Raw genomic sequence first — 20,447 nt, 5'->3', positions numbered from 1 at the left:
TTTTTATATTTGAATCTTATTTATAACCACATTTATGACCGAAAGTACCCTTATCGTAAGAATGTCCAAAAGTGCTGGCATTTATAATAAGAACAATACGTATGAAGTACGCCTAAATAATGGCGACTTTATGCTTATGAATTATCAAAACAATCGAATGGAGTTTCGTTTGCCAAATGGTAAACATACAGTCACGATTAAAAATGAAGTGACTACCCATGAAACCGAATTTGAGTTGCGTTATGAGAAAACCAAAGTGCTTACCATCAATCCAAGTGTTACCTATAAATTGTTCTTAGGATTTATGATTGGAATAGTTACGTTTTCTATTGTACTTCAAATTTTTTTTGTTGAAAAATTAAAGCTATCGTTGATTTGGATTCTGTTTTTTCCTCTTTTTTTTATTAAGAAAAAGAATTTTGCTCCAAGTTTTATGGTAACAGAAAGCTAGTTTTCGAATCGAAAGTTGCTGTTTTTTCATTCTGAAAAACAGTTTTCGTCAATTTTATAAATCAAAACCTCAAGTTGGTTGTTGACGCCTGTTCCGATTCGCGCTTTAGGTGGTGCTTTATTTGGCGATTACCGTTACAAAACGGTTTTCATATACCACAATGGCGCATCATCCTATTATGCAGCCAGAGGGTTTAGAGGAGTGCTGAAGGTATAGTGCCCACTACCGTAAATGATATAAAAATACCGTATACTTAAAAATACCTATCTTTAGTTTTTATTCAAACCATAAAAACTATGAAAAGAGCAATTACATACAGTTTGTTTCTTTGGTCGATTTGCTTGTTTGCCCAAGAAAAAACAACGTTAGGTTTGACCTTAAATCATCTGGCTATTTCTGTAAAAGATGTCAATACAGCCGCGACTTTTTATTCCAAAGTTTTGTATTTGACAAAAATCACCAATCGAACTCAAAAAGAAGGCATTCGTTGGTTTTCCTTAGGAGACGGCAAAGAGTTGCATTTGGTTTCCACGATTCCTTCTCCAGTGACAATCAACAAAGCGGTGCATTTGGCTTTAACCACACCACATTTTGATGCCTTGATAAAGCAATTGCAAAAAGAACACATACCGTATTCCGATTGACCAGGAGAGCCAAACAAAATCACCACTCGCGCCGATGGAATTCAGCAAGTTTATTTTCAGGACCCAGATGGGTATTGGATAGAAGTAAATAGTGTCGCAAGCAACTAATTTAAAATAAATCAAGCACTTTTTTCCCCTATTTTTGCATTTCTATTTTCGAATACCACACTACATGAGAACATTAGTTATTGGAGACATACACGGCGGTTTGCGTGCCTTGCATCAAGTATTAGAGCGAGCCAAAGTAACCCCATCCGATAAATTGATTTTTTTGGGCGATTATGTCGATGGCTGGAGCCAGTCTCCACAAGTTATCGATTTGCTCATCGAAATGAAAAAAACACATAACATCATTTGCATCAAAGGGAATCACGATGAACTTTTTTTAGACTACCTAGATAGTGGAAAAGACAACCCCTTGTGGTACAAACACGGAGGCGAAGCGACCGTATTGGCTTATGAAAAAGTAGACAAAGCTACCATTCAGCAGCATATCGAATTCTTACACTCTTTAGACAATTATTACCTTGACGAGCAGAACCGATTGTTTATTCACGCGGGTTTTACCAATCTTAATGGAATCCATTACGAATACTTTCCTCGCTTATTTTATTGGGATAGAACCCTTTGGGAAACAGCTGTAGCCTTAGATAAAGCATTGCCCAAAGACCATTTGTCGTACCCAAAACGCCTAACGCTTTATAACGAAATTTATATTGGCCACACTCCAGTCACTCGATTAGAGCAAACGATACCCGTTCAAATGGCTAATGTTTGGAATGTAGACACAGGTGCCGCCTTCAAAGGATCACTCACAATTATGGACATCGATACCAAAGAATATTGGCAAAGCGAACCCTTACATCAGTTATATTTCGACGAAAAAGGAAGAAATTAACAACACATTATTGAATCAATTTATATTAAACAAAATGAAAACAATTGCTCTTATTACCGCTTTATTTACCTTTAGTTTTATCCAAGCACAACAAGCGTTCACCGGAAAAGGCGACGATAAATTTAGTGTAGGTGTAAATATCCAAAATGGCGGAAATGCCATTCAATTAGCCTCTGATTTTGGTCTCGGCGAAAACTTTTCCTATGGTTTTGTAGGATCTTATGTTCTTGGATTTGATCGATTAAATGGCGGAAGCAAACCTGCTTTCAAAGACCGTTTCGATGCCAAAATTCGTATCAATGCCAACTTAGGCAGTGTGTTGCAAATCGACGAAAAATTAGATGTTTATCCAGGTTTAAGCTTAGGATTAAAGAATTTTGGAGGTCATGTCGGGATGCGTTATATGTTTACCAATGGTTTTGGTCTGTTTTCCGAAGCCGGATTTCCCATTGCTAAATACCAAAACAATGACCGTGGTTATTATAATCTAAACAACCAATTTACCTTTTCAATTGGTGCTGTTTTTAGCTTGTAAATGTTGTTCTAGGAGCAGTTGGCAATACGCTTTTTTGGGAGCAAAGTCCCGCTTTCCGTTGCAATCTTATAGCCCGAACCCCGGGCTATAAGGATTTCCTCTGCAATCGGGACTAGGAAGCCACATCAGGTGTTTTTTGGAAACAATTAGCCATAAAAAACCTTTCAGAATTAAACTCTGAAAGGGTTTTTTTATATAAATCGATATTACAAATCAAATTTAATCCCTTGTGCCAAAGGTAAATTGGTTGTATAATTAATCGTATTGGTTTGGCGACGCATATACACTTTCCAAGCATCAGAACCTGATTCTCTTCCGCCACCAGTTTCTTTTTCTCCACCAAAAGCACCACCAATTTCAGCTCCCGAAGTTCCAATATTCACATTGGCAATGCCACAATCCGAACCCGCTACTGATAAGAAACGTTCTGCTTCACGCAAATTATTGGTCATAATAGCAGAGGATAAACCTTGTGCCACACCATTTTGTAACTCGATAGCATTTTCAACATCACCACTGTATTTCATCAAGTACAATACAGGAGCAAAGGTTTCGTGTTGTACAATTTCGAAGCTATTTTGAGCCTCAGCAATAGCTGGTTTTACATAACAACCGCTCTCATATCCTTCACCCGAAAGTACACCACCTTCTACTAGAATTTTACCGCCTTCGGCTACTACTTTAGTCAATGCTTGGTTATACATTTCAACGGCTTGTGTATCAATAAGTGGTCCCACGTGGTTTTTTTCATCCAATGGATTTCCAATTCGTAATTGCCCGTAAGCCGCCACAATAGCGTCTTTTACTTTGTCATACATACTTTCGTGGATGATTAATCTACGGGTTGAGGTACAACGTTGTCCTGCGGTTCCAACTGCGCCAAAAACAGCGCCAATCACAGTCATTTTGATATCAGCATCAGGAGTTACAATTATCGCATTGTTTCCGCCCAATTCTAAAAGCGATTTTCCTAAACGACCCGCCACTGTTTGTGCTACGATTTTTCCCATTCTAGTAGAACCTGTAGCTGAAATTAGAGGTACACGAGTGTCTTTGGTCAACAATTCACCAATAGTGTAATCGCCGTTAATCAAACAAGAAATTCCTTCTGGAAGGTTGTTTTCTTTTAACACTTCGGCAATAATATTTTGACAAGCTACTCCGCAAAGAGGCGTTTTCTCAGAAGGTTTCCAAACACAAACATCGCCACAAATCCAAGCCAAAGCCGTATTCCAAGCCCAAACCGCTACCGGAAAGTTGAAGGCAGAAATAATACCTACTACACCAAGCGAATGGTATTGCTCATACATTCTGTGCCCCGGACGCTCAGAGTGCATCGTCAATCCGTGTAACTGACGAGACAATCCTACTGCAAAGTCACAAATGTCAATCATTTCCTGAACTTCGCCGTAGCCTTCTTGCAACGATTTCCCCATTTCATAAGAAACCAATTTCCCTAAAGCTTCTTTGTTTTTGCGTAATTTTTCTCCAAACTGACGTACAATTTCACCACGTTGTGGGGCTGGCATCAATCGAAATGTTTTGAAAGCAGCTGTCGCAGTTTGCATCACTTTTTCATAATCCGCAGCAGAACTTGTGGTTACTGATGCAATTAATTGTCCGTCTACAGGAGAATAACTTTCTAATAATGAACCGCTCGCAAAATGCTGCGTTCCAGTAGAAGTTCCTTCATTTACTGCTTTAATACCTAGTTGCGCTAGGGCTTCGTTCATTCCGAATTGAGTCGCTATTGTTGTCATTGTAACTTTTTTGGTTAAAATTGTTATATTTTTTCGTAAAGATAATATTTCGATGTAAATTTCAAAGAAAGGAGGCTTATTAAAATCAGTAAACATCAAAAAACCAAGACTTTCTGTGCATACGAGTGCTAATAAATTGCCGTAAAAGTAACTTAAATCCCAAAATTAAGATAGATTTCATTTAGAAAAAACAGTCATTTTACGCAGAAGCCGTACTTTTAACCTTTAATTTTCAATGCAGAAAAGATGAGAAAAGTTTTTGGATGCGTGCTGTTGTTTTTAGTGTCCACGATAGTTTCTTTTGGACAAAATGCGAAACCCGTTTTTGAAGTGGTGCCTTTGGGAGTGTATGGCGGAATCGATGAACGCAATTTATCGGCCTATTTAGTGGCTCCTTTCGGGACAAAGGAATACGTTTGTTTAGATGCTGGAACCGTTCATTCAGGTATTGAAAAAGCAATTGAAAAAGGTACTTTCTACGTACCTTCAAGTACAGTATTGCGCCAATACATCAAAGGCTATTGTATCTCACACGCGCATTTGGACCACGTGTCGGGTTTGATTATCAATTCACCTGCTGACTCGACCAAAACCGTTTACGCCATAGCTCCTGCTATGAAAATGATGCAAAACCATTATTTCAACGACCAGACTTGGGCGAATTTTGGCGATTCAGGCATAGGTAAACCCTTGAAAAAATACCATTTCGAAACCCTTTCTTTTGGGAAAACAATACCCATTTCGAATACGTCAATGACGGTACAAGCGTTTCCGTTGAGTCACGTAAATCCCTACGAAAGCACAGCCTTTTTAATAAAAAAAGACAATAATGCGGTCTTGTATTTAGGTGACACAGGACCTGACTCCGTAGAAAAAACCACAAACCTAGCCGACCTTTGGAAGGCCATCGCACCATTGATTCAAAAACAAGAGTTGAAAGGCATTTTTATAGAAGTTTCGTTTCCTAACGAACAACCCGATGGATTCCTATTTGGTCATTTAACACCAAAACATTTGATGAAAGAAATGCAGGTTTTAGGAACACTCACAGGGAAAGAAGCCTTGCAAAAGTGCAAAATCATCATTACCCATTTGAAACCTCCAGCTGCTGCTATCCAAAAAATAAAGCAACAATTGGCGGGACCAAACGAGTTGGGATTGACTTTTGTTTTTCCTGAACAAGGGGTGCGTATGGAGTTGTAGGTTATTATTTAAAACATGTAAGGCATAGAAGTTTCGATATTTTTGAACTATAGAAGGCATTTAAGGTCATTTAAGTTTCTTCATTGAGACATATACAATTATTTTCTTACCGAGAAGAAAGCACAAAATTTTAATAGCTTGAGTTAAAATAAGGATTCGCGTGAGTGATTGCTTTGCCAATTCGCTTAGCTCGTGTGTAGTAGAGTTCTTTTTAGTAAAGGCCTTTTTCTAACCTTTACTAAAAAAGCGGGAACGTACAACCCGACCCGAAGTTTTTACGTAGGGTCTCGCCCAAATTAAAAGCAAAAAGCAAAATTTAAATCGCTTCAAACAATTTCCCTGGCAAGGGACGAATGACGCCTTTGAGTTCCATATTCAAGAGTAAACTCGAAAGTTTAAACGTTGGCAATTGACAATCTATTGCAATACTATCGAGCATTTCTTTGCCGGATTGCAAAAGGTAATCATAAATTTTTTGTTCATCGGGATCTAAAGAAACGAACAATTGTTTTTGAACGGACTTTGTACTGGTTTTTAAGTCCCAATTGAGGTGATACACTAAATCGGCAGCGCTGGTGAGCAGTTGGGCTTTTTGAGTTTTGATTAAAGTGTTGCAACCTTGGCTGTATTTATCGGTAACACGACCCGGAACGGCAAAAACGTCTCTGTTATAATCGTTGGCCATATTGGCGGTGATTAAAGAACCGCCTTTTTCGGCGGATTCGATGACTACGGTGGCCTCACTCATTCCCGCAACAATGCGGTTGCGGCGCACAAAATTTTCTTTATCTGGATTGGAAGTACTCCAAAACTCGGTCAAAAAACCACCATTTTGCTCCATTTTGGCCATAAATTTTTTGTGGGTTTTGGGATAGATTTGATTTAAGCCATGCGCCAAAACGCCAATCGTTTGTAGACCGTGTTCCATCGCCAATTGATGTGCCACAATATCCACTCCATAAGCGAAACCACTAACAATGATAGGATTTAAAGGCACCAAATCTTCGATGAATTTTTTACAAAATTCAGTTCCATTGGAAGTGATTTGTCGCGTACCCACGATACTAATGATTTTACGGTTATTCAAATCGATTGATCCGGCGGAGAACAGCAACAATGGACTGTCAAAACAATGCTTCAATCGTTCAGGATAGATTTCGTCTTGAAAATAAGCCACAGAAATACCGTTTTTTTGAATAAAATCCAGTTCGGATTGGGCTTTTTGATAAATACTCGGGTCCTTCAGGTTCTTGAGTAACACAGCTCCTATTCCATCAATTGCAGCCAATTGATGAGATTTTGCTTGGAGAACAGACTCGGCATCGCCAAAATGAGTGATTAATTTTTTGGCGACGATATCGCCTACTCCTTCTACACTTTGAAGGGCTAAAAGTGAAAATAATTCGGGATCGGTCATGCGTGTACTTTTGATTTAGGCGTATAAAAAACAAAATAAATGTGGCTTTCGATTAATAAAATCATTCTTTAAACAAGTTTTGACCTTAAAAAAATAACGCTAGAAAACACTATTTATAAGGATTTCAAAACGCTGTCTATTGCGTTCTTTTATTTTAAGTATTTGAAATTGAAAAGTATAAAATTTAATCGAATTTGTTAATAAAAATTGTGAATAAAATTTTGATAACTATTTTGTATGGCTAACTTTGTTAACATGAAAATCGAACAATACATCTCTCAGCTTTTGTACCGTTACCAATGTGTAGCTGTACCAGGATTTGGTGCTTTTTTAACCGAAACTCAGTCCGCACAATTGCAAGAAAGTACTACTTCATTTTTTCCACCCAAAAAAATGATTTCGTTTAATGCGAATTTAAAAAACAATGATGGTTTATTAGCGCATCATATCGCCCAAGCGGAAAAGACTTCTTACGATTATGCCGTAAGTGCTATTCAATTTGAGGTTTTTAACTGGAAAAAAAGATTAGAAACACATGGTGTTCTTTCTTTCAAAAACATTGGTACTTTTAGATTAAATGCTGATGCTAACTTAGTCTTCACTTCCGAAGATACCAATAACTACTTGACGACTTCTTTTGGGTTGAGTCCGTTTGTGTCTCCTATGGTTAAAAGAGAATTGTTTGAAAAAGCGGTAGAGGCCAAAACTTTGGTCGAAGAACCAGTTATTCGACACACGCTTACTTTGGCTCCTGAAGAAGAAATGGAAGAAACAAAAGGTCAACGTTACCCATTTTTGCGTTATGCTGCGATTTTTGTTTTAGGTTTAGGAATTACATCAAGTGTGGCTTATAGTATCTATCAAAAACAAATTGAAAACGAAACCCTTTTGGTAGAAACTTCGGTTCAGAAAAAAGTACAAAACAAAATTCAAGAAGCTACTTTCTTCATAGAAAGCCCTATTCCATCGGTTACGCTTGCAGTAAACACTACCCCAAAAAAAGAAGTAAGCTCGCTTAAATATCATATTATGGCAGGAGCATACAGAAGTGAAGAAAATGCCAATAAAGAGCTTAGAGCCTTAAAAAAACTAGGTTACGAGGCCAAAAGAATTCCAGAGAACAAAAATGGTCTTTATCCAGTAGTTTATGGAAGCTATGCCACCTTTGCCGAAGCTCAAAAAGCTCAAAAAGAAATCATTGAATATGAAAATCCAGATGCTTGGATTTTGATTCAGACGCTATAACAAAAAAACCTATTCTTTTACGAATAGGTTTTTTTTTTGGTTATTCAGCTTTTTTAGGAATTCCAACTAGCTTTAAACATTCTTAATTCTTCCCAAGTAAAAGTATCGCCATGTTTTTCTTTTAATGGTGCTAAAGATTCTTCTTGATAGCCAAAGAAAGCCTCAGTTAACGCAGCAATTTTTTCCTCAGATAAAACGCTATTGATTTGGATTTTTTGCTCCGCAATTAATTTGGTTAAATGAAGCATCACCGTTTCTTTAGTAATCATTCGCATTAAAGCAATTTCGGTAATCGATTTGTTCTGCAACCAAAATTCGTAAGTTTGCTCAACGGTAGTTTTCTTTTTCTCTTTTGGTGCTTTTTTGGAACTAGAATAGCGAACAATATCTTTTTCCTCTTCGAGTAAAGAACTGTTTTGTTGGTTAAAAGCAGCCTTTACTTTTTCTATTTTATTACCTATATAATTCTTTATAGTTGGTGATGTTAGTTTTTCTTTTGAAATAGGTTCTCCTGCAACCACTGTAGCGACCAAAAGCTGGGCTTTCATGAGCTTTAAAACTACTTTAGTTTGAACTTCTTCTAATTGAGTCAATTCTTCGAAAAAACCTTTGGCCTTTTTGCTGTGCTGAGTTTCTTCTAACTTCCAAAGTAATTCTTCTACCAAGGCATCCATTGGTTTCCAAAAATAAGCATATGCAGCATTGATGCGTTCTAAAACGTAATTCAAATCAACGGTTTCAGCAGCAAATATTTTTTTCAAATGAAGAACAAATTTAGAGGCAGGATCTAAAAGTTGTTCAATAATTTCGGCTTGTTGTTTAGCCCATTGCGTATGTTTTGATTTTATAGAAGCTTCGGACACATCGCCATAACTAAAAAAATGATTGCGCCATTCTTGTGCTAAATCCTTCCAATCGAATGTAGTACATAAATAATCCAGGATAAAATTCTTAGTTTCAAAATGCAATGCGGATTGTAAATACGTTTCGCTGGCTTTATTTTGGGCGTAGTCCATTACTTCTTGATCGTTAGAAATACCATTCATTCGTAGCGAAGAAAGCAAAATAAGCCCATTTAAAGAACGTAAACGCGACAGAGCAACATATGCTTGCCCGGGAAGAAAAACTTGCGATACATCAAGCGCAGCTTTGTCAAACGTTAATCCTTGACTTTTATGGACCGTAATCGCCCAAGCCAATTTAATAGGATACTGCACATACGTTCCCAAAACTTCTTCTTCAATTTCTTTGGTTAAAGGGTCAACTTTGTAACGTATGTTTTGCCATTCATACTTTTCGACCTCAATAGTTTTATTTTCTTCAGCAAAATGCACCCGAATTTCTTTATCGGTTAATGAAGCAATTGTTCCCATTTTTCCATTAAAATATTGTTTATCAAAAGATAAATCATTTTTGACAAACATAATTTGTGCGCCCACTTTCAATTCTAATTGAGATTCCAATGGATAAATCTTCTCTGGAAAGTCACCCGTAATTTCAGGATAAAAACGATATAATTTCCCCGTTAATTCTTTTATAGATTCAGTATTAATAGCATCTGCTTTAACGTTATGTGTCGTTAAACAGATATAGCCTTTATTGGCTTTTAAATCAAAATTAGGCTGAACATATTGGTTCAAAATTTCGATATCTTCTTTTGTAATTTCATTGTTTCTCAGGTGATTTAAAACTGAAATAAAACGTTCATCGGTTTGGCGATATATATGAGATAACTCAATATATAACGGAGGATCTTGAACCAAAACATGCGCATGAAAAAAGAATTTTCCACGATAATAGTTACGCAAAACGCGCCATTCCTCCTCTTTGACAACAGGTGGTAATTGTAGTAAATCTCCTATAAATAAAATTTGAGCACCACCAAAAGGCTTTGAATTTTTACGAACGGTTTGCATCATGAAATCCATAGCGTCTAACAAATCAGCGCGTAACATACTAACTTCATCAATAATAAGCAATTCCATATTACGAATAACCGCTTTCTTAAGTCCGCCCATTTTGAAATGGCGTTTTAGAGTAGATTTGGTTTCGAATTTTGAATTCTCAAAAAATTGAGGTTCAGAATAATCAGGAATAAAAGCACCAAAAGGTAATTGGAACATAGAATGAATAGTAACACCATTGGCATTAAGGGCAGCAATACCTGTAGGCGCTACGACCACAGTATTTTTATGCGTAGTTTGAATAATTTCTCGTAATAAAGTGGTTTTTCCTGTTCCTGCTTTTCCCGTAAGAAAAACAGAACGATTGGTCTGATTAATAAATTGAAGTGTATAAGCAGCGGCTTGAGAAAGAGTTTGCATAAGGCGTATAAATAAAGAACTAAAATATTAAAAAAAGGGAGAAGTAAACAATTGTAAATCAATAAAAATACTGAAATATAAATAAGAAAAAATTACATCTGATTAATCCAAAAAAAAAGCCTTCAATCTGAATAGATGAAGGCTTTTATTGTATAAAAAAAGCTTATTTCTTAACTTCTTTTTCTTCTTTTTTACCACCAGCTTTGTATTTTTCATTCAAAGCTTTGATAATATCTTTAGTGATATCAAATTTATCTTCTGCATACAAAATAGAAGCAGCATCTCCTGTACCATAGATGTAAGCATACCCTTTTTCTTTTCCGTAAGCTTTAATAAATTTCTTTACACCACTTACTAAAGAATCCATTTCTTTTCCGCTTTCCATTTGCAATTGTTGAGACAATGCTTGTTGCGCATATCCTAATTGTTGCTCTCTTTTTTGCAATTCGGCACCTTTCTTCTGAGCCCATTCTTGACCGTTAGCTTGTGCTTGTGCTTGAAAATTGGCAGCTTCTTGTTTAAAACGACTAATTTCAGCTTCTAACTGACGTCCTTTCTCTTGTGCTTGTGCTTTATATTTAGCTTCAAGATCTTTTGCTTCTGTATATTCTTTCATTAATTCAGAAGTGTCCACATATGCCGTTTTTACTTCTTTTACTTCTGCTTTTTTATCACAAGACACAATGGCGATTGCAAGGGCAAGGATAAGTAATGATTTTTTCATTGGAGTTAATTTATTTTTATGATGTAGGACAAAAATATAAAAAAATAGTTAGCAACTACAGAAAGTTTGAAAAATGCCAAAATTTTAGTTATATCAATTTTTATTATTAAAGAATATTATTCTATAAGAATACTTGATTAAAATTGGATTTAATAGCTTACGAATGCAGAATTATTTTTAAAAAAGCATGATTTAGGCTGGTTCTGATCAAAAACGCCCTTTAAAAGGGCTTAAAATCAATTTTAGGTATTTTTAAGCACATAAATGTGTGAAGAATACTCCTTACTTTGACTTCCTTTCCAATTTGAACGCAAACCGATAAAAAAGGCTTTGATAAAATTCATTTTTCCTGTTTTGTATTTTTCGGATAATAAACTCACATAAAAAGAATCAAACTTCATCGGAAGGATTTTCTTTAGCGACATATTCTCTTTTTGAAAAAGCATTTGTATCGCTTGTTTTGAAAAATGCCAAAAATGAATCGGCACATCATAAGCTGCCCAAAAATTTTGGTAATATTTTGCATCAAACGATTTGAAATTGGGAACCGCCACAATTAGCGTTCCTGTCGGTTTTAATAAACGCTTTAATTCTTTTATCTGAAAATCCAAATCTGGCACATGCTCCAACACATGCCACATGGTGATACAATCAAAACTTTGAGAAGCTAAATCGGTCGTATCTTTTACAAAAGAAATGCCTTTTCCTTCTGCAATCTTTTTTGCTTTTTCGCTTGGTTCAATACCTATAGTTTTCCAGCCATCATTTTGAGCTACCAACAAAAAATCTCCTGTTCCAGCACCAATATCCAAAAGTTGTCCTTTTGAGGATTGTTCGTTATTAATTAATTGCAGTTTATTCTTCAAAGCAATTCCTTTCACAAAATGATACGCTTTTTCAAATAAACTGCGTTTTGAGTCCGTATGTGAAATATAATCTACACTTTCATAATACTTCCCTAAAGTATCCAAACTAGGTTGCGGATGGGTAATTAACATATCTGTTTCTTCATCATGATACAATTCGAAAATTTCTTGGGAAACAGAATAATCTTTTACAGTAAGAAAATGTTTTTTTGATAAAATAGTCATGGGGATGGTTGATTGAATAAAAACTATTGCTCTTTTGAAGAGCAATAGTTGAATAATTTAAATTTTAGTTTCACGTGGAACAAAATGACATCGATCAAAGGTAAAATAAAACTATCTACCCATATAAATTAAAAGTACCGAAATATCACTTGGAGAAACGCCACTAATACGCGAAGCTTGCGAAATCGTAACAGGACGAATTTTTTCTAATTTTTGCCTTGCTTCAATAGACATTGATTTGATTTTAGAATAATCAAAATTCTCAGGAATCTTTACTTCTTCCAAACGCGAAAGTTTATCAGCATTATTTCTTTCTTTCTCAATATAACCAGAATACTTAACTTGAATTTCGGCTTGTTCTAAAATCTCTTGATCCAAATTATTTTGATCAAGATAATCTTTTACTTTAGCAAACTTCAAAATATCCTCTAACTCAATTTGTGGACGAGAGAAAATTTTAAACATTTTATCCCCTTGAGAAATCAAAGCCGTTTCTTTAGATTCTAAAATAGGATTTGCCTCTGCTACCGTTACACTAGTTTCTTTGAAAAAAGCAACCATCTTTTCGGATTCATTTAATTTATGCTCCATTCGACGTAATCTTTTTTCAGAAGCTAAACCAATTTCATACGATAAAGGCGTTAGTCTAAAATCAGCATTGTCTTGACGCAATAAAGTTCTATACTCAGCACGAGAAGTAAACATACGATAAGGTTCTTCTGTACCCTTTGTAATTAAATCATCGATAAGAACACCAATATAGGCTTCGTCTCTTTTTAATATTAAAGGAGCTTTTTCATGAATTTTTAAATGGGCATTAATTCCAGCCATTAAACCTTGTGAAGCTGCTTCTTCATAACCAGTCGTTCCATTAATCTGTCCAGCGAAATATAAACCATCAATTAGCTTAGTTTCCAAAGTGTGCTTTAATTGTGTAGGAGGAAAATAATCATACTCAATCGCGTAACCAGGTCTAAAGAATTTTACATTTTCAAAACCTACAACAGAACGCAAAGCTTTAAACTGAATATCTTCTGGTAAAGAAGTAGAAAATCCATTTACATACACCTCACAGGTTTGCCAACCTTCAGGTTCTATAAAAAGTTGATGACGTTCTTTATCAGCGAAACGATTTATTTTATCTTCTATAGAAGGACAATAACGCGGCCCTAAACTTTTAATTCGTCCATTGAACATAGGAGAACGATCAAAACCTTCTCTTAAAATAGAATGTACGTCATTGGAAGTATACGTCATATAACAAGAGCGCTGTTGGACAAGAGGAGAAGTTTCATCCGAATAAGAAAACTTATCAGGCTTTGCATCCCCTTTCTCCTCATTCATTTTTGAATAATCTAAAGAACGACCGTCCACTCTTGGAGGCGTACCGGTTTTCATTCTACCGGATTGAAAACCCACTTTAACCAAATCTTCGGTAATACCATAGGCAGCACTCTCTCCTGCTCTACCACCACCAAATTGTTTTTCTCCAATATGAATTAAACCATTTAAAAAAGTACCATTAGTTAGAACCACGGCTTTGGATCGAATTTCTACCCCAAGTGAAGTTTTGATTCCTTTTACCTTTCCTGATTCAATTATTAATCCACTAACCATTTCTTGGTAAAAATCAAGATTTGGTGTGCGTTCTAACATCAATCGCCATTCCTCCGCAAAACGCATACGGTCACTTTGAACACGTGGTGACCACATAGCAGGCCCTTTTGATTTATTCAGCATTTTGAACTGAATAGCTGTTTTATCAGAAACGATTCCAGAATAACCCCCCAAAGCATCAATCTCACGAACAATCTGACCTTTCGCAATTCCACCCATAGCGGGATTGCAAGACATCTGAGCAATGTTTTGAAGACTCATTGTAACCAATAAAGTCGAAGAACCTAAATTTGCGGCGGCAGCAGCAGCTTCAGAACCTGCGTGTCCTGCACCAACCACAATAACATCATACTCATTTAAAAACATCATACTCATTTAAAAACATAATACTAAAATTAAAATCTATAAATGTTCCACGTGAAACCTATACTTCAGTTACAAATGAAACGTGTGTTTAAGTTCCACGTGGAACAAATAAAAAACATACTTAAAAAATGTTTCACGTGAAACATAAAAAGAGAGTTTATAAATTACTGTTCCACGTGAAACAGTTTGATTTTCTCGTCTTCCTTTTGGCGCATTAGTAATTCGTCTTTATCAGTCTTGTCTTTGTAGCCACAATAATGAAGAACTCCATGAACCATAACGCGTTTCAATTCTTCATCAAAAGGAACATTAAAATCTAAAGCATTATCATGAACACGTTCAATAGAGATGAAGATATCGCCATTCAATTCATTTCCTAAACTATAATCAAAACTAATAATGTCAGTTAAAGTATCATGATTTAAATACTCAACATTGATGTTGTGCAAATAATCATCATCACAAAAAATATAATTAATTTCTCCTTCATTTTTGTTTTCGGAAACAATTACTCTAGACAACCAATCTGAATACAACAATTCATTGTCTAACGTAAATTCACTTTCATAATTAAAATCAATCATTTTTATTAAAATATTCTTGAACCTTCTGGTTAAAATTGGAGCGCAAAGGTAGTGATTGTCTGTTTAATATTTCAACACTATTTATATATTGGATTAAGTTATTAGGCAAAGCTTTAGAAGCGTTGTTAAAACCTTTTAGATTGGTTTCTGACTGACGTTTAGAATCCTGACCTTGTTGTTGCAGAGCAGTATCTAACTTAAGTAATTCATGATTCAAATTTAGAAAGCGTTGTAAAACATCATTCTTAAAACCTTTGTTTAAAAGTTGTTTTTCTATCTGCTTCATTTGTTCTAAAGCATTTTGTCCCGCACCATTTAATCCGTTTTTATTTAATTCATTTTGCAAAGCGTCTCGTAATTGCTTTTGTTCTTTGTAAATTTCCATAATAGATTTTGCATCACCTTCACCACCTGTACCATCTTCCCCTTGATTGTCCTTAGAATCAGATTTTGTACCTGGCTTAGTACCACCATTGGACTTACCCTCTCCTTTCATTTGTTCTTGCATTTTTTCTCCTAACCCTTTTTGTTTAGAAATAATATCTGGCAATTGCATTCCTTTACCTTGACCAGGTTTTGGGTTTCCACTACTCATACCAGATAAATCCATTTGCATATTGTTCAATTGTTCACTTAAAAAATCAGCAAGCTTATTAGCAGAAGCTACACTGAATTGTTGGTGAGAAACTCCTTTAGAAACAATTCCATTACCTAATTTATCAATAGCATTATCTAAATTATACTGAACAGTTCCAATTTCTTTAGTAACTTCCTCAGCAATTTTTGGATTACGAAGCGACATTGTAAACAAAGAATCATCTACATGTTTGAACTGCGTTTTAAGAGTTTGTTGCGTTCTTAAATATTTGTTGTATGTCGCAGAACCAACTTTAGTAGATTTAAATTGTTTCATAACATCTTCTTGAGAGTTAGAAAAAGCCAATAAATTATCTAATATTTGACGTAACATTTTGATGTCTTCTTGCAATTGTTCCTGTTCTCCACTTGCCATTGCTTCTTTTAATTTATCACTCATTTTTTTCATATTTTGAGAAGCATTTCTTTGAGAAGATTGTGCTTTAGAAGAATTACGTTTACCTAATTGTTCTTTAGCATAATTTAAATCTTGCTTAATATCTTGTTGTAATTCTTTTGTATTAGGAATATCCATTGGAGATTTTAAACTCTTATTTTCTTTTAATACATCATTTAATTGCTCTTCAAGAGAATTAAATTCTTGATTAATTTTATCTTGTTCTTTAGTCTCTGAAGCTGGATCCTTAGAAAGTTTATTTTGTTCGTTAGACAACTTATCTAACTTTTCAGCTATTTGATTTGCTTTTTTATCAACGTAATATCTTTTAGTTAATTCAACTAATTGCTCCAAAGTTTTTACTTGATTTTTACTGTTTTGTTTAAACTGTTGCAGTTTATCTTGTAAATCTTCATTATTCAATTTGTCATTAAGTTCTTTTAATTGGTCTAATAATTGTTTGTTTTTATCTATAGTACTAGTAACTTTATCTAAACGTTTTTCTAAAGTTTCTTTAATTTTATCTTTATTCTGAGAGTTATCTTGATTTAAATTCTCTTTAATTTTTTCAGAAAAAGATTTCATTAATTGATCTTGTTGTGATTGTCTTTTAATAAAATCATTGACCATCTGTTGGTCTTTGAACTCCAAATCCCTTTTCTCTTTAGAGGATTTATTTAGTTTATCCAAATCAGAAAATTGTTTAGATTGCTTTTGTAGCGTTTTCTCAAGACTATTTAAATTAGAATTTTGTTCCTCTATAAGAGCATCTTCTTTTTCAGACTGAGTTCTTACACGACTATTAAAAACAATAGAACGAGTACTTTTAAAATGATGAACCGCATCGTTATCGAAAACTTCAAAATAAAAATCATAAGAAATACCTGCTTTCAAAGGAAGGTTACCAGGAAAAGAAAAAACAAACTGATCAAAAGTACCAGATTTAAAAGGTAATGTTCCACGATTAGCAGTAAAAGGTTTCCCCTTTTCATAATAAACAATCTGAAGTTTAGAAAATCCATAATCATCACCTATTTTTCCAATAAAAAAACTTTTGTCGACTTTTAAACTGTCAGGAGCTTGTTCCACATCAATAGTTGGATACTGATCTTTAATGATAGCCAATTGATAATTCAATTTTTCAAAGTTTTTTACATTACTATTCGATGTAATTACTTGGTAATCTGTATTTTGATTGATTTTCTTCTTAAAATTAAAAACATTAGAATGCAATACAAACGAAGAACTTGTTTGATCTGCATTAAAAACAACCGATTCAGTAGCAGAACTTACTATTTTCCAATTCACTAAGGTTCCTTCTGGTATAACAGCATTACCAGTACCTTTAACAACTTCAGATTTCCTATTTAAATAAGATGGAAAATGAAGATACATTTCAAAACTAGAAATAGAAGGAACATCAATAACTTTTAATTTAAAACTTGGAGAAACTACAGCATTGGCTTCAAGATGAAAAACTACATCAGAAGAAGGTGCAACAAATTTATATTGGAATTCACCTGGAGCGCTATTTTCCATAAAATAACTTTCATCACCAATGAAAAGCATAACATTTTCCGGTAAAACAGAACCGAGAGATTTAACCTTTAAAACAAAATCTTTGTTTTCTTGCACTATCAAATTACTGTTTTGAATATGTAATTGAAAAGGAGCTGGTTTAACAAATGCAGCTTTGTAATGAATAACACGATTAAAACTTTGAGAAATAATAGTACTATTGCCAGAAACAAAAAAAGCAAAAAGAAAAAATAAAGGAATCAAAGCAATAGGTAAATATCTTTTATTAGATTTAAAATTGATGGCTTTACCAAAAGGAATTGGTGCAAGATTATCAGATTTTTGTTGAATAGAAGCCAATAAAAGCTCTGACGGTTCAACTGAATTTTGTGATAATTGAATATAATTAAGCAGTTTATCCTTTACTTGTGGGAAATGATTACCAATAATTATAGAAGCTTCTTGATAAGAAATTCCTTTTTGTAGTTTAAATAATTTGAAAAGTGGAAACGCTATAAAAAGAGAAATTAAATACACTTCTACTCCAACAAAAGTCCAAAATAAAAAAGTCCTCGCAGCAGGTTGAAGCCATAAAAAGTATTCAATAAAAAGAGTAAATAGAAAATAGACCAAACCAAAACCAATAAAAAGTAAGGTTCCACGTAAAAGCTCATTGGTATAAAACTTCTTTATAAAAGCCTCTATTTTTTGATATATAATATTCGTTGAATGCACAGTAGCTAAATTGATTAATATAACCTATAAAAGTACAATTTTCTATGAATTAAAAACATAAAAAATTCAACCAGAAAGTTACTTACGCAGAAAAGTAAAAGAAGTAAAGTGTCTAAAATCGTATATTTGCAAAAAAATTAGATCATGTCAAAACCAGTACGAGTGCGTTTTGCACCAAGTCCAACAGGACCTTTACATATCGGTGGGGTAAGAACTGCCCTTTTCAACTATTTATTTGCAAAAAAAAACAATGGAACCTTCTACCTTAGAATAGAAGATACAGATCAAAATAGGTTTGTAGCTGGAGCTGAAGAATATATTTTGGAAGCATTAGAATGGCTTGGAATTGCACCAGATGAAACCATTGGTAAAAATGAAAAATTTGGTCCTTATAGACAAAGCGAAAGAAAAGAATTGTACAAACAATATGCTGATCAATTAATAGCATCTGGTAATGCTTATTATGCTTTTGATACAGCGGTTTCACTAGATAAACTAAGAAAAGAATTAGAAAATCAAGGAAAAACATTTATCTATAACCATAGCAATCGACAACAATTAAACAATTCATTAGCCTTAACTGAAGAAGAAACAAATTCAAAGTTAGCTAATGGAGATGAGTACGTAATTCGTTTCAAAACGCCAATAAATGAAACATTACACTTAAATGATGTTATCAGAGGAGAAGTAAAATTTGATACAAACTTACTAGATGATAAAGTACTTTTCAAAAGCGATGGAATGCCAACTTATCACTTAGCCAACATAGTAGACGACCACTTAATGGAAACGTCACATGTCATTCGTGGTGAAGAGTGGCTGCCATCCATGCCATTACATGTTTTGTTGTACAGAGCCTTTGGATGGGAAGCTCCAGAATTTGCACATTTACCATTAATTTTAAAACCCATTGGTAATGGGAAATTATCCAAAAGAGATGGTGATAAAATGGGCTTTCCAGTATTTCCATTAGAGTGGAAAACAGCTGAAGGCATCTCTTCTGGCTACAGAGAAAATGGGTTTTATCCTGAAACAGTAGTTAATTTCTTAGCATTATTAGGATGGAATGATGGAACAGAGAAAGAATTATTTACACTAGAAGAATTAACTCAAGTATTCGACTTAAAAAGAGTACATAAATCAGGTGCAAAATTTGATCCTGAGAAAAACAAATGGTTCAATCATCAGTATTTGATGCAAAAAACTGATGAAGAATTGGCCAAACAATTTCAACTAGTTGTTGCAGAAAATACTGGAAAAGCAGAAAATATTGAAATCAGTAAATTGTCCAGAATCGTTTCCTTAATCAAAGAAAGAGCACATTTTGTAAATGAATTTTGGGAATTAAGTAGTTATTTTTTTGAAGCACCAAAAGGATATGATGAAAAAGCAAGCAAAAATTGGAAAGAAGAAACTCCAATTTTACTTAACCAATTAATTACGATCCTACAAGAAATTAAAGATTTTACTTCAGTAAATATTGAAACCATAGTAAAAGATTGGATGACAAAAAACGAAATTGGAATGGGGAAAATCATGCAACCATTTCGTTTGAGTTTAGTTGGAGCACTCAAAGGCCCTCACCTATTTGATATTGTAGAAATCATTGGAAAAGAAGAAACAATAGTAAGATTAAAAAACGCAATAGCAACTCTGTAAGACTAAAAAGCTCCCAAAATTTGGGAGCTTTTGTTTTATTAAAGACAATTAATATAAATAGGTTCATCAAAAAAACCTAGTATATCAAGATTAAAATTTTCTACAGAATTCACGTCAAACGATGAAATACGTTTGATAAGTTGAGGACAATCGTGAAAGAAAAAGCGGATTTTACCAAAAATATCAGACCTAATAGATGCTGATTTTGAACGTTTCAAATTATCAAAAACATGACTTTCTACAATTGAACCGCTTTTATCAATTATATAAAATTCATAGTTGACAACAGATTCCTCTTCTTCAGAAGATATTGATGAAAACAATAAAGAATTGGAAACTGTTTCACTCAAAACAAAAAAACCTTTAAGCTCTTTCGTGTTGGCTAATTTAAACGTTTTGAATTTATTTTTACGGATCATAACATAATCCAAATCATTAAAATTCATTTTAATTTCAGCTGGACTATTAGCTAATTTATAATAAATACATTTTTCAGCATTGTCAATTCTAAAGAAATTTGAATTAATACTAATCTGTTCTCCATCCTTATTAACAATAAAGCTATTAGGAATTTCAGCAGAAAAACAAGTAAAAGAAAAAAATAAAAGGAAAAAGTAAAATTTGTTCATAATTATAATAAAAA

At 34.1% G+C, this 20,447-nt stretch carries 16 protein-coding genes and 1 pseudogene; 8 read left to right on the top strand and 9 right to left on the bottom strand.

Going from position 1 to position 20,447, the window contains the following annotated elements; all coding sequences use genetic code 11:
* The first annotated feature begins 34 nt into the window (after window positions 1–34).
* From O9307_RS09115 to O9307_RS09095, 5 genes and pseudogenes are all read left to right on the top strand, one after another.
* Entirely contained in the window at window positions 35–451 is a 417-nt protein-coding gene (locus O9307_RS09115; RefSeq protein ID WP_298298049.1) for a hypothetical protein, read from the top strand.
* Between the two features lie 63 nt (window positions 452–514).
* Window positions 515–667: pseudogene (locus O9307_RS09110) on the top strand (DUF4256 domain-containing protein); the annotation flags it as partial.
* 80 nt (window positions 668–747) lie between these two features.
* On the top strand, window positions 748–1,095 hold the full coding sequence (locus O9307_RS09105; protein WP_298298046.1) for a VOC family protein: 348 nt from the start codon (window positions 748–750) through the stop codon (window positions 1,093–1,095).
* A 172-nt stretch (window positions 1,096–1,267) separates the two neighbouring features.
* The gene (locus O9307_RS09100; protein WP_298298043.1) at window positions 1,268–1,993 is read left to right on the top strand and encodes a metallophosphoesterase family protein; all 726 of its coding nucleotides are present in this window, start codon (window positions 1,268–1,270) and stop codon (window positions 1,991–1,993) included.
* A 34-nt stretch (window positions 1,994–2,027) separates the two neighbouring features.
* Window positions 2,028–2,528, top strand: a complete 501-nt coding sequence (locus O9307_RS09095; protein ID WP_298298040.1) for a DUF6646 family protein — start codon at window positions 2,028–2,030, stop codon at window positions 2,526–2,528.
* Window positions 2,529–2,734: 206 nt separating this feature from the next.
* On the opposite strand, the gene O9307_RS09090 is transcribed toward O9307_RS09095, so the two are convergent.
* A complete protein-coding gene (locus O9307_RS09090) occupies window positions 2,735–4,288 on the bottom strand; it encodes an aldehyde dehydrogenase family protein (protein WP_298298037.1) in 1,554 nt (517 codons plus the stop codon).
* Window positions 4,289–4,534: 246 nt separating this feature from the next.
* Between O9307_RS09090 and O9307_RS09085 the strand changes: the two genes are divergently transcribed.
* Complete coding sequence (locus tag O9307_RS09085) at window positions 4,535–5,491, top strand: 3',5'-cyclic-nucleotide phosphodiesterase (protein ID WP_298298034.1); 957 nt, start codon at window positions 4,535–4,537, stop codon at window positions 5,489–5,491.
* A 316-nt stretch (window positions 5,492–5,807) separates the two neighbouring features.
* Here the strand turns inward: O9307_RS09085 and dprA are convergent, their stop codons facing one another.
* On the bottom strand, window positions 5,808–6,908 hold the full coding sequence (dprA, locus tag O9307_RS09080) for a DNA-processing protein DprA (protein ID WP_298298032.1): 1,101 nt from the start codon (window positions 6,906–6,908) through the stop codon (window positions 5,808–5,810).
* A 255-nt stretch (window positions 6,909–7,163) separates the two neighbouring features.
* Here dprA and O9307_RS09075 point away from each other — a divergent pair, with 255 nt between their 5' ends.
* On the top strand, window positions 7,164–8,153 hold the full coding sequence (locus O9307_RS09075) for an SPOR domain-containing protein (protein WP_298298029.1): 990 nt from the start codon (window positions 7,164–7,166) through the stop codon (window positions 8,151–8,153).
* A 53-nt stretch (window positions 8,154–8,206) separates the two neighbouring features.
* On the opposite strand, the gene O9307_RS09070 is transcribed toward O9307_RS09075, so the two are convergent.
* The 6 genes from O9307_RS09070 to O9307_RS09045 form a co-directional block, all read right to left on the bottom strand.
* Window positions 8,207–10,477, bottom strand: a complete 2,271-nt coding sequence (locus O9307_RS09070; protein ID WP_298298026.1) for a helix-turn-helix domain-containing protein — start codon at window positions 10,475–10,477, stop codon at window positions 8,207–8,209.
* A 163-nt stretch (window positions 10,478–10,640) separates the two neighbouring features.
* Window positions 10,641–11,201, bottom strand: coding sequence for an OmpH family outer membrane protein (locus tag O9307_RS09065; protein ID WP_298298024.1), 561 nt, complete (start codon window positions 11,199–11,201; stop codon window positions 10,641–10,643).
* Between the two features lie 242 nt (window positions 11,202–11,443).
* Window positions 11,444–12,292 (bottom strand): class I SAM-dependent methyltransferase, encoded by an 849-nt coding sequence (locus O9307_RS09060; RefSeq protein WP_298298021.1) that lies wholly within the window; start codon window positions 12,290–12,292, stop codon window positions 11,444–11,446.
* A 111-nt stretch (window positions 12,293–12,403) separates the two neighbouring features.
* Window positions 12,404–14,275 (bottom strand): tRNA uridine-5-carboxymethylaminomethyl(34) synthesis enzyme MnmG, encoded by a 1,872-nt coding sequence (gene mnmG, locus O9307_RS09055; protein ID WP_298298141.1) that lies wholly within the window; start codon window positions 14,273–14,275, stop codon window positions 12,404–12,406.
* A gap of 164 nt (window positions 14,276–14,439) precedes the next feature.
* On the bottom strand, window positions 14,440–14,859 hold the full coding sequence (gene ybeY, locus O9307_RS09050; RefSeq protein WP_298298016.1) for an rRNA maturation RNase YbeY: 420 nt from the start codon (window positions 14,857–14,859) through the stop codon (window positions 14,440–14,442).
* On the bottom strand, window positions 14,852–18,145 hold the full coding sequence (locus tag O9307_RS09045; protein ID WP_298298013.1) for a DUF4175 family protein: 3,294 nt from the start codon (window positions 18,143–18,145) through the stop codon (window positions 14,852–14,854). The genes ybeY and O9307_RS09045 overlap by 8 nt, the downstream gene beginning before the upstream one ends.
* Window positions 18,146–18,289: 144 nt before the next feature.
* On the opposite strand from O9307_RS09045, the gene gltX reads away from it, so the two are divergent.
* Complete coding sequence (gltX, locus tag O9307_RS09040) at window positions 18,290–19,804, top strand: glutamate--tRNA ligase (RefSeq protein ID WP_298298010.1); 1,515 nt, start codon at window positions 18,290–18,292, stop codon at window positions 19,802–19,804.
* Window positions 19,805–19,842: 38 nt separating this feature from the next.
* Here the strand turns inward: gltX and O9307_RS09035 are convergent, their stop codons facing one another.
* A complete protein-coding gene (locus O9307_RS09035) occupies window positions 19,843–20,433 on the bottom strand; it encodes a hypothetical protein (RefSeq protein ID WP_298298007.1) in 591 nt (196 codons plus the stop codon).
* Between the last annotated feature and the right edge of the window lie 14 nt (window positions 20,434–20,447).

The organism is Flavobacterium sp. (assembly GCF_027531905.1).
GTDB lineage: Bacteria > Bacteroidota > Bacteroidia > Flavobacteriales > Flavobacteriaceae > Flavobacterium.
The sequence above is the reverse complement of the archived record's forward strand: the minus strand, read 5'-3'. Positions and strand labels throughout refer to the sequence as shown.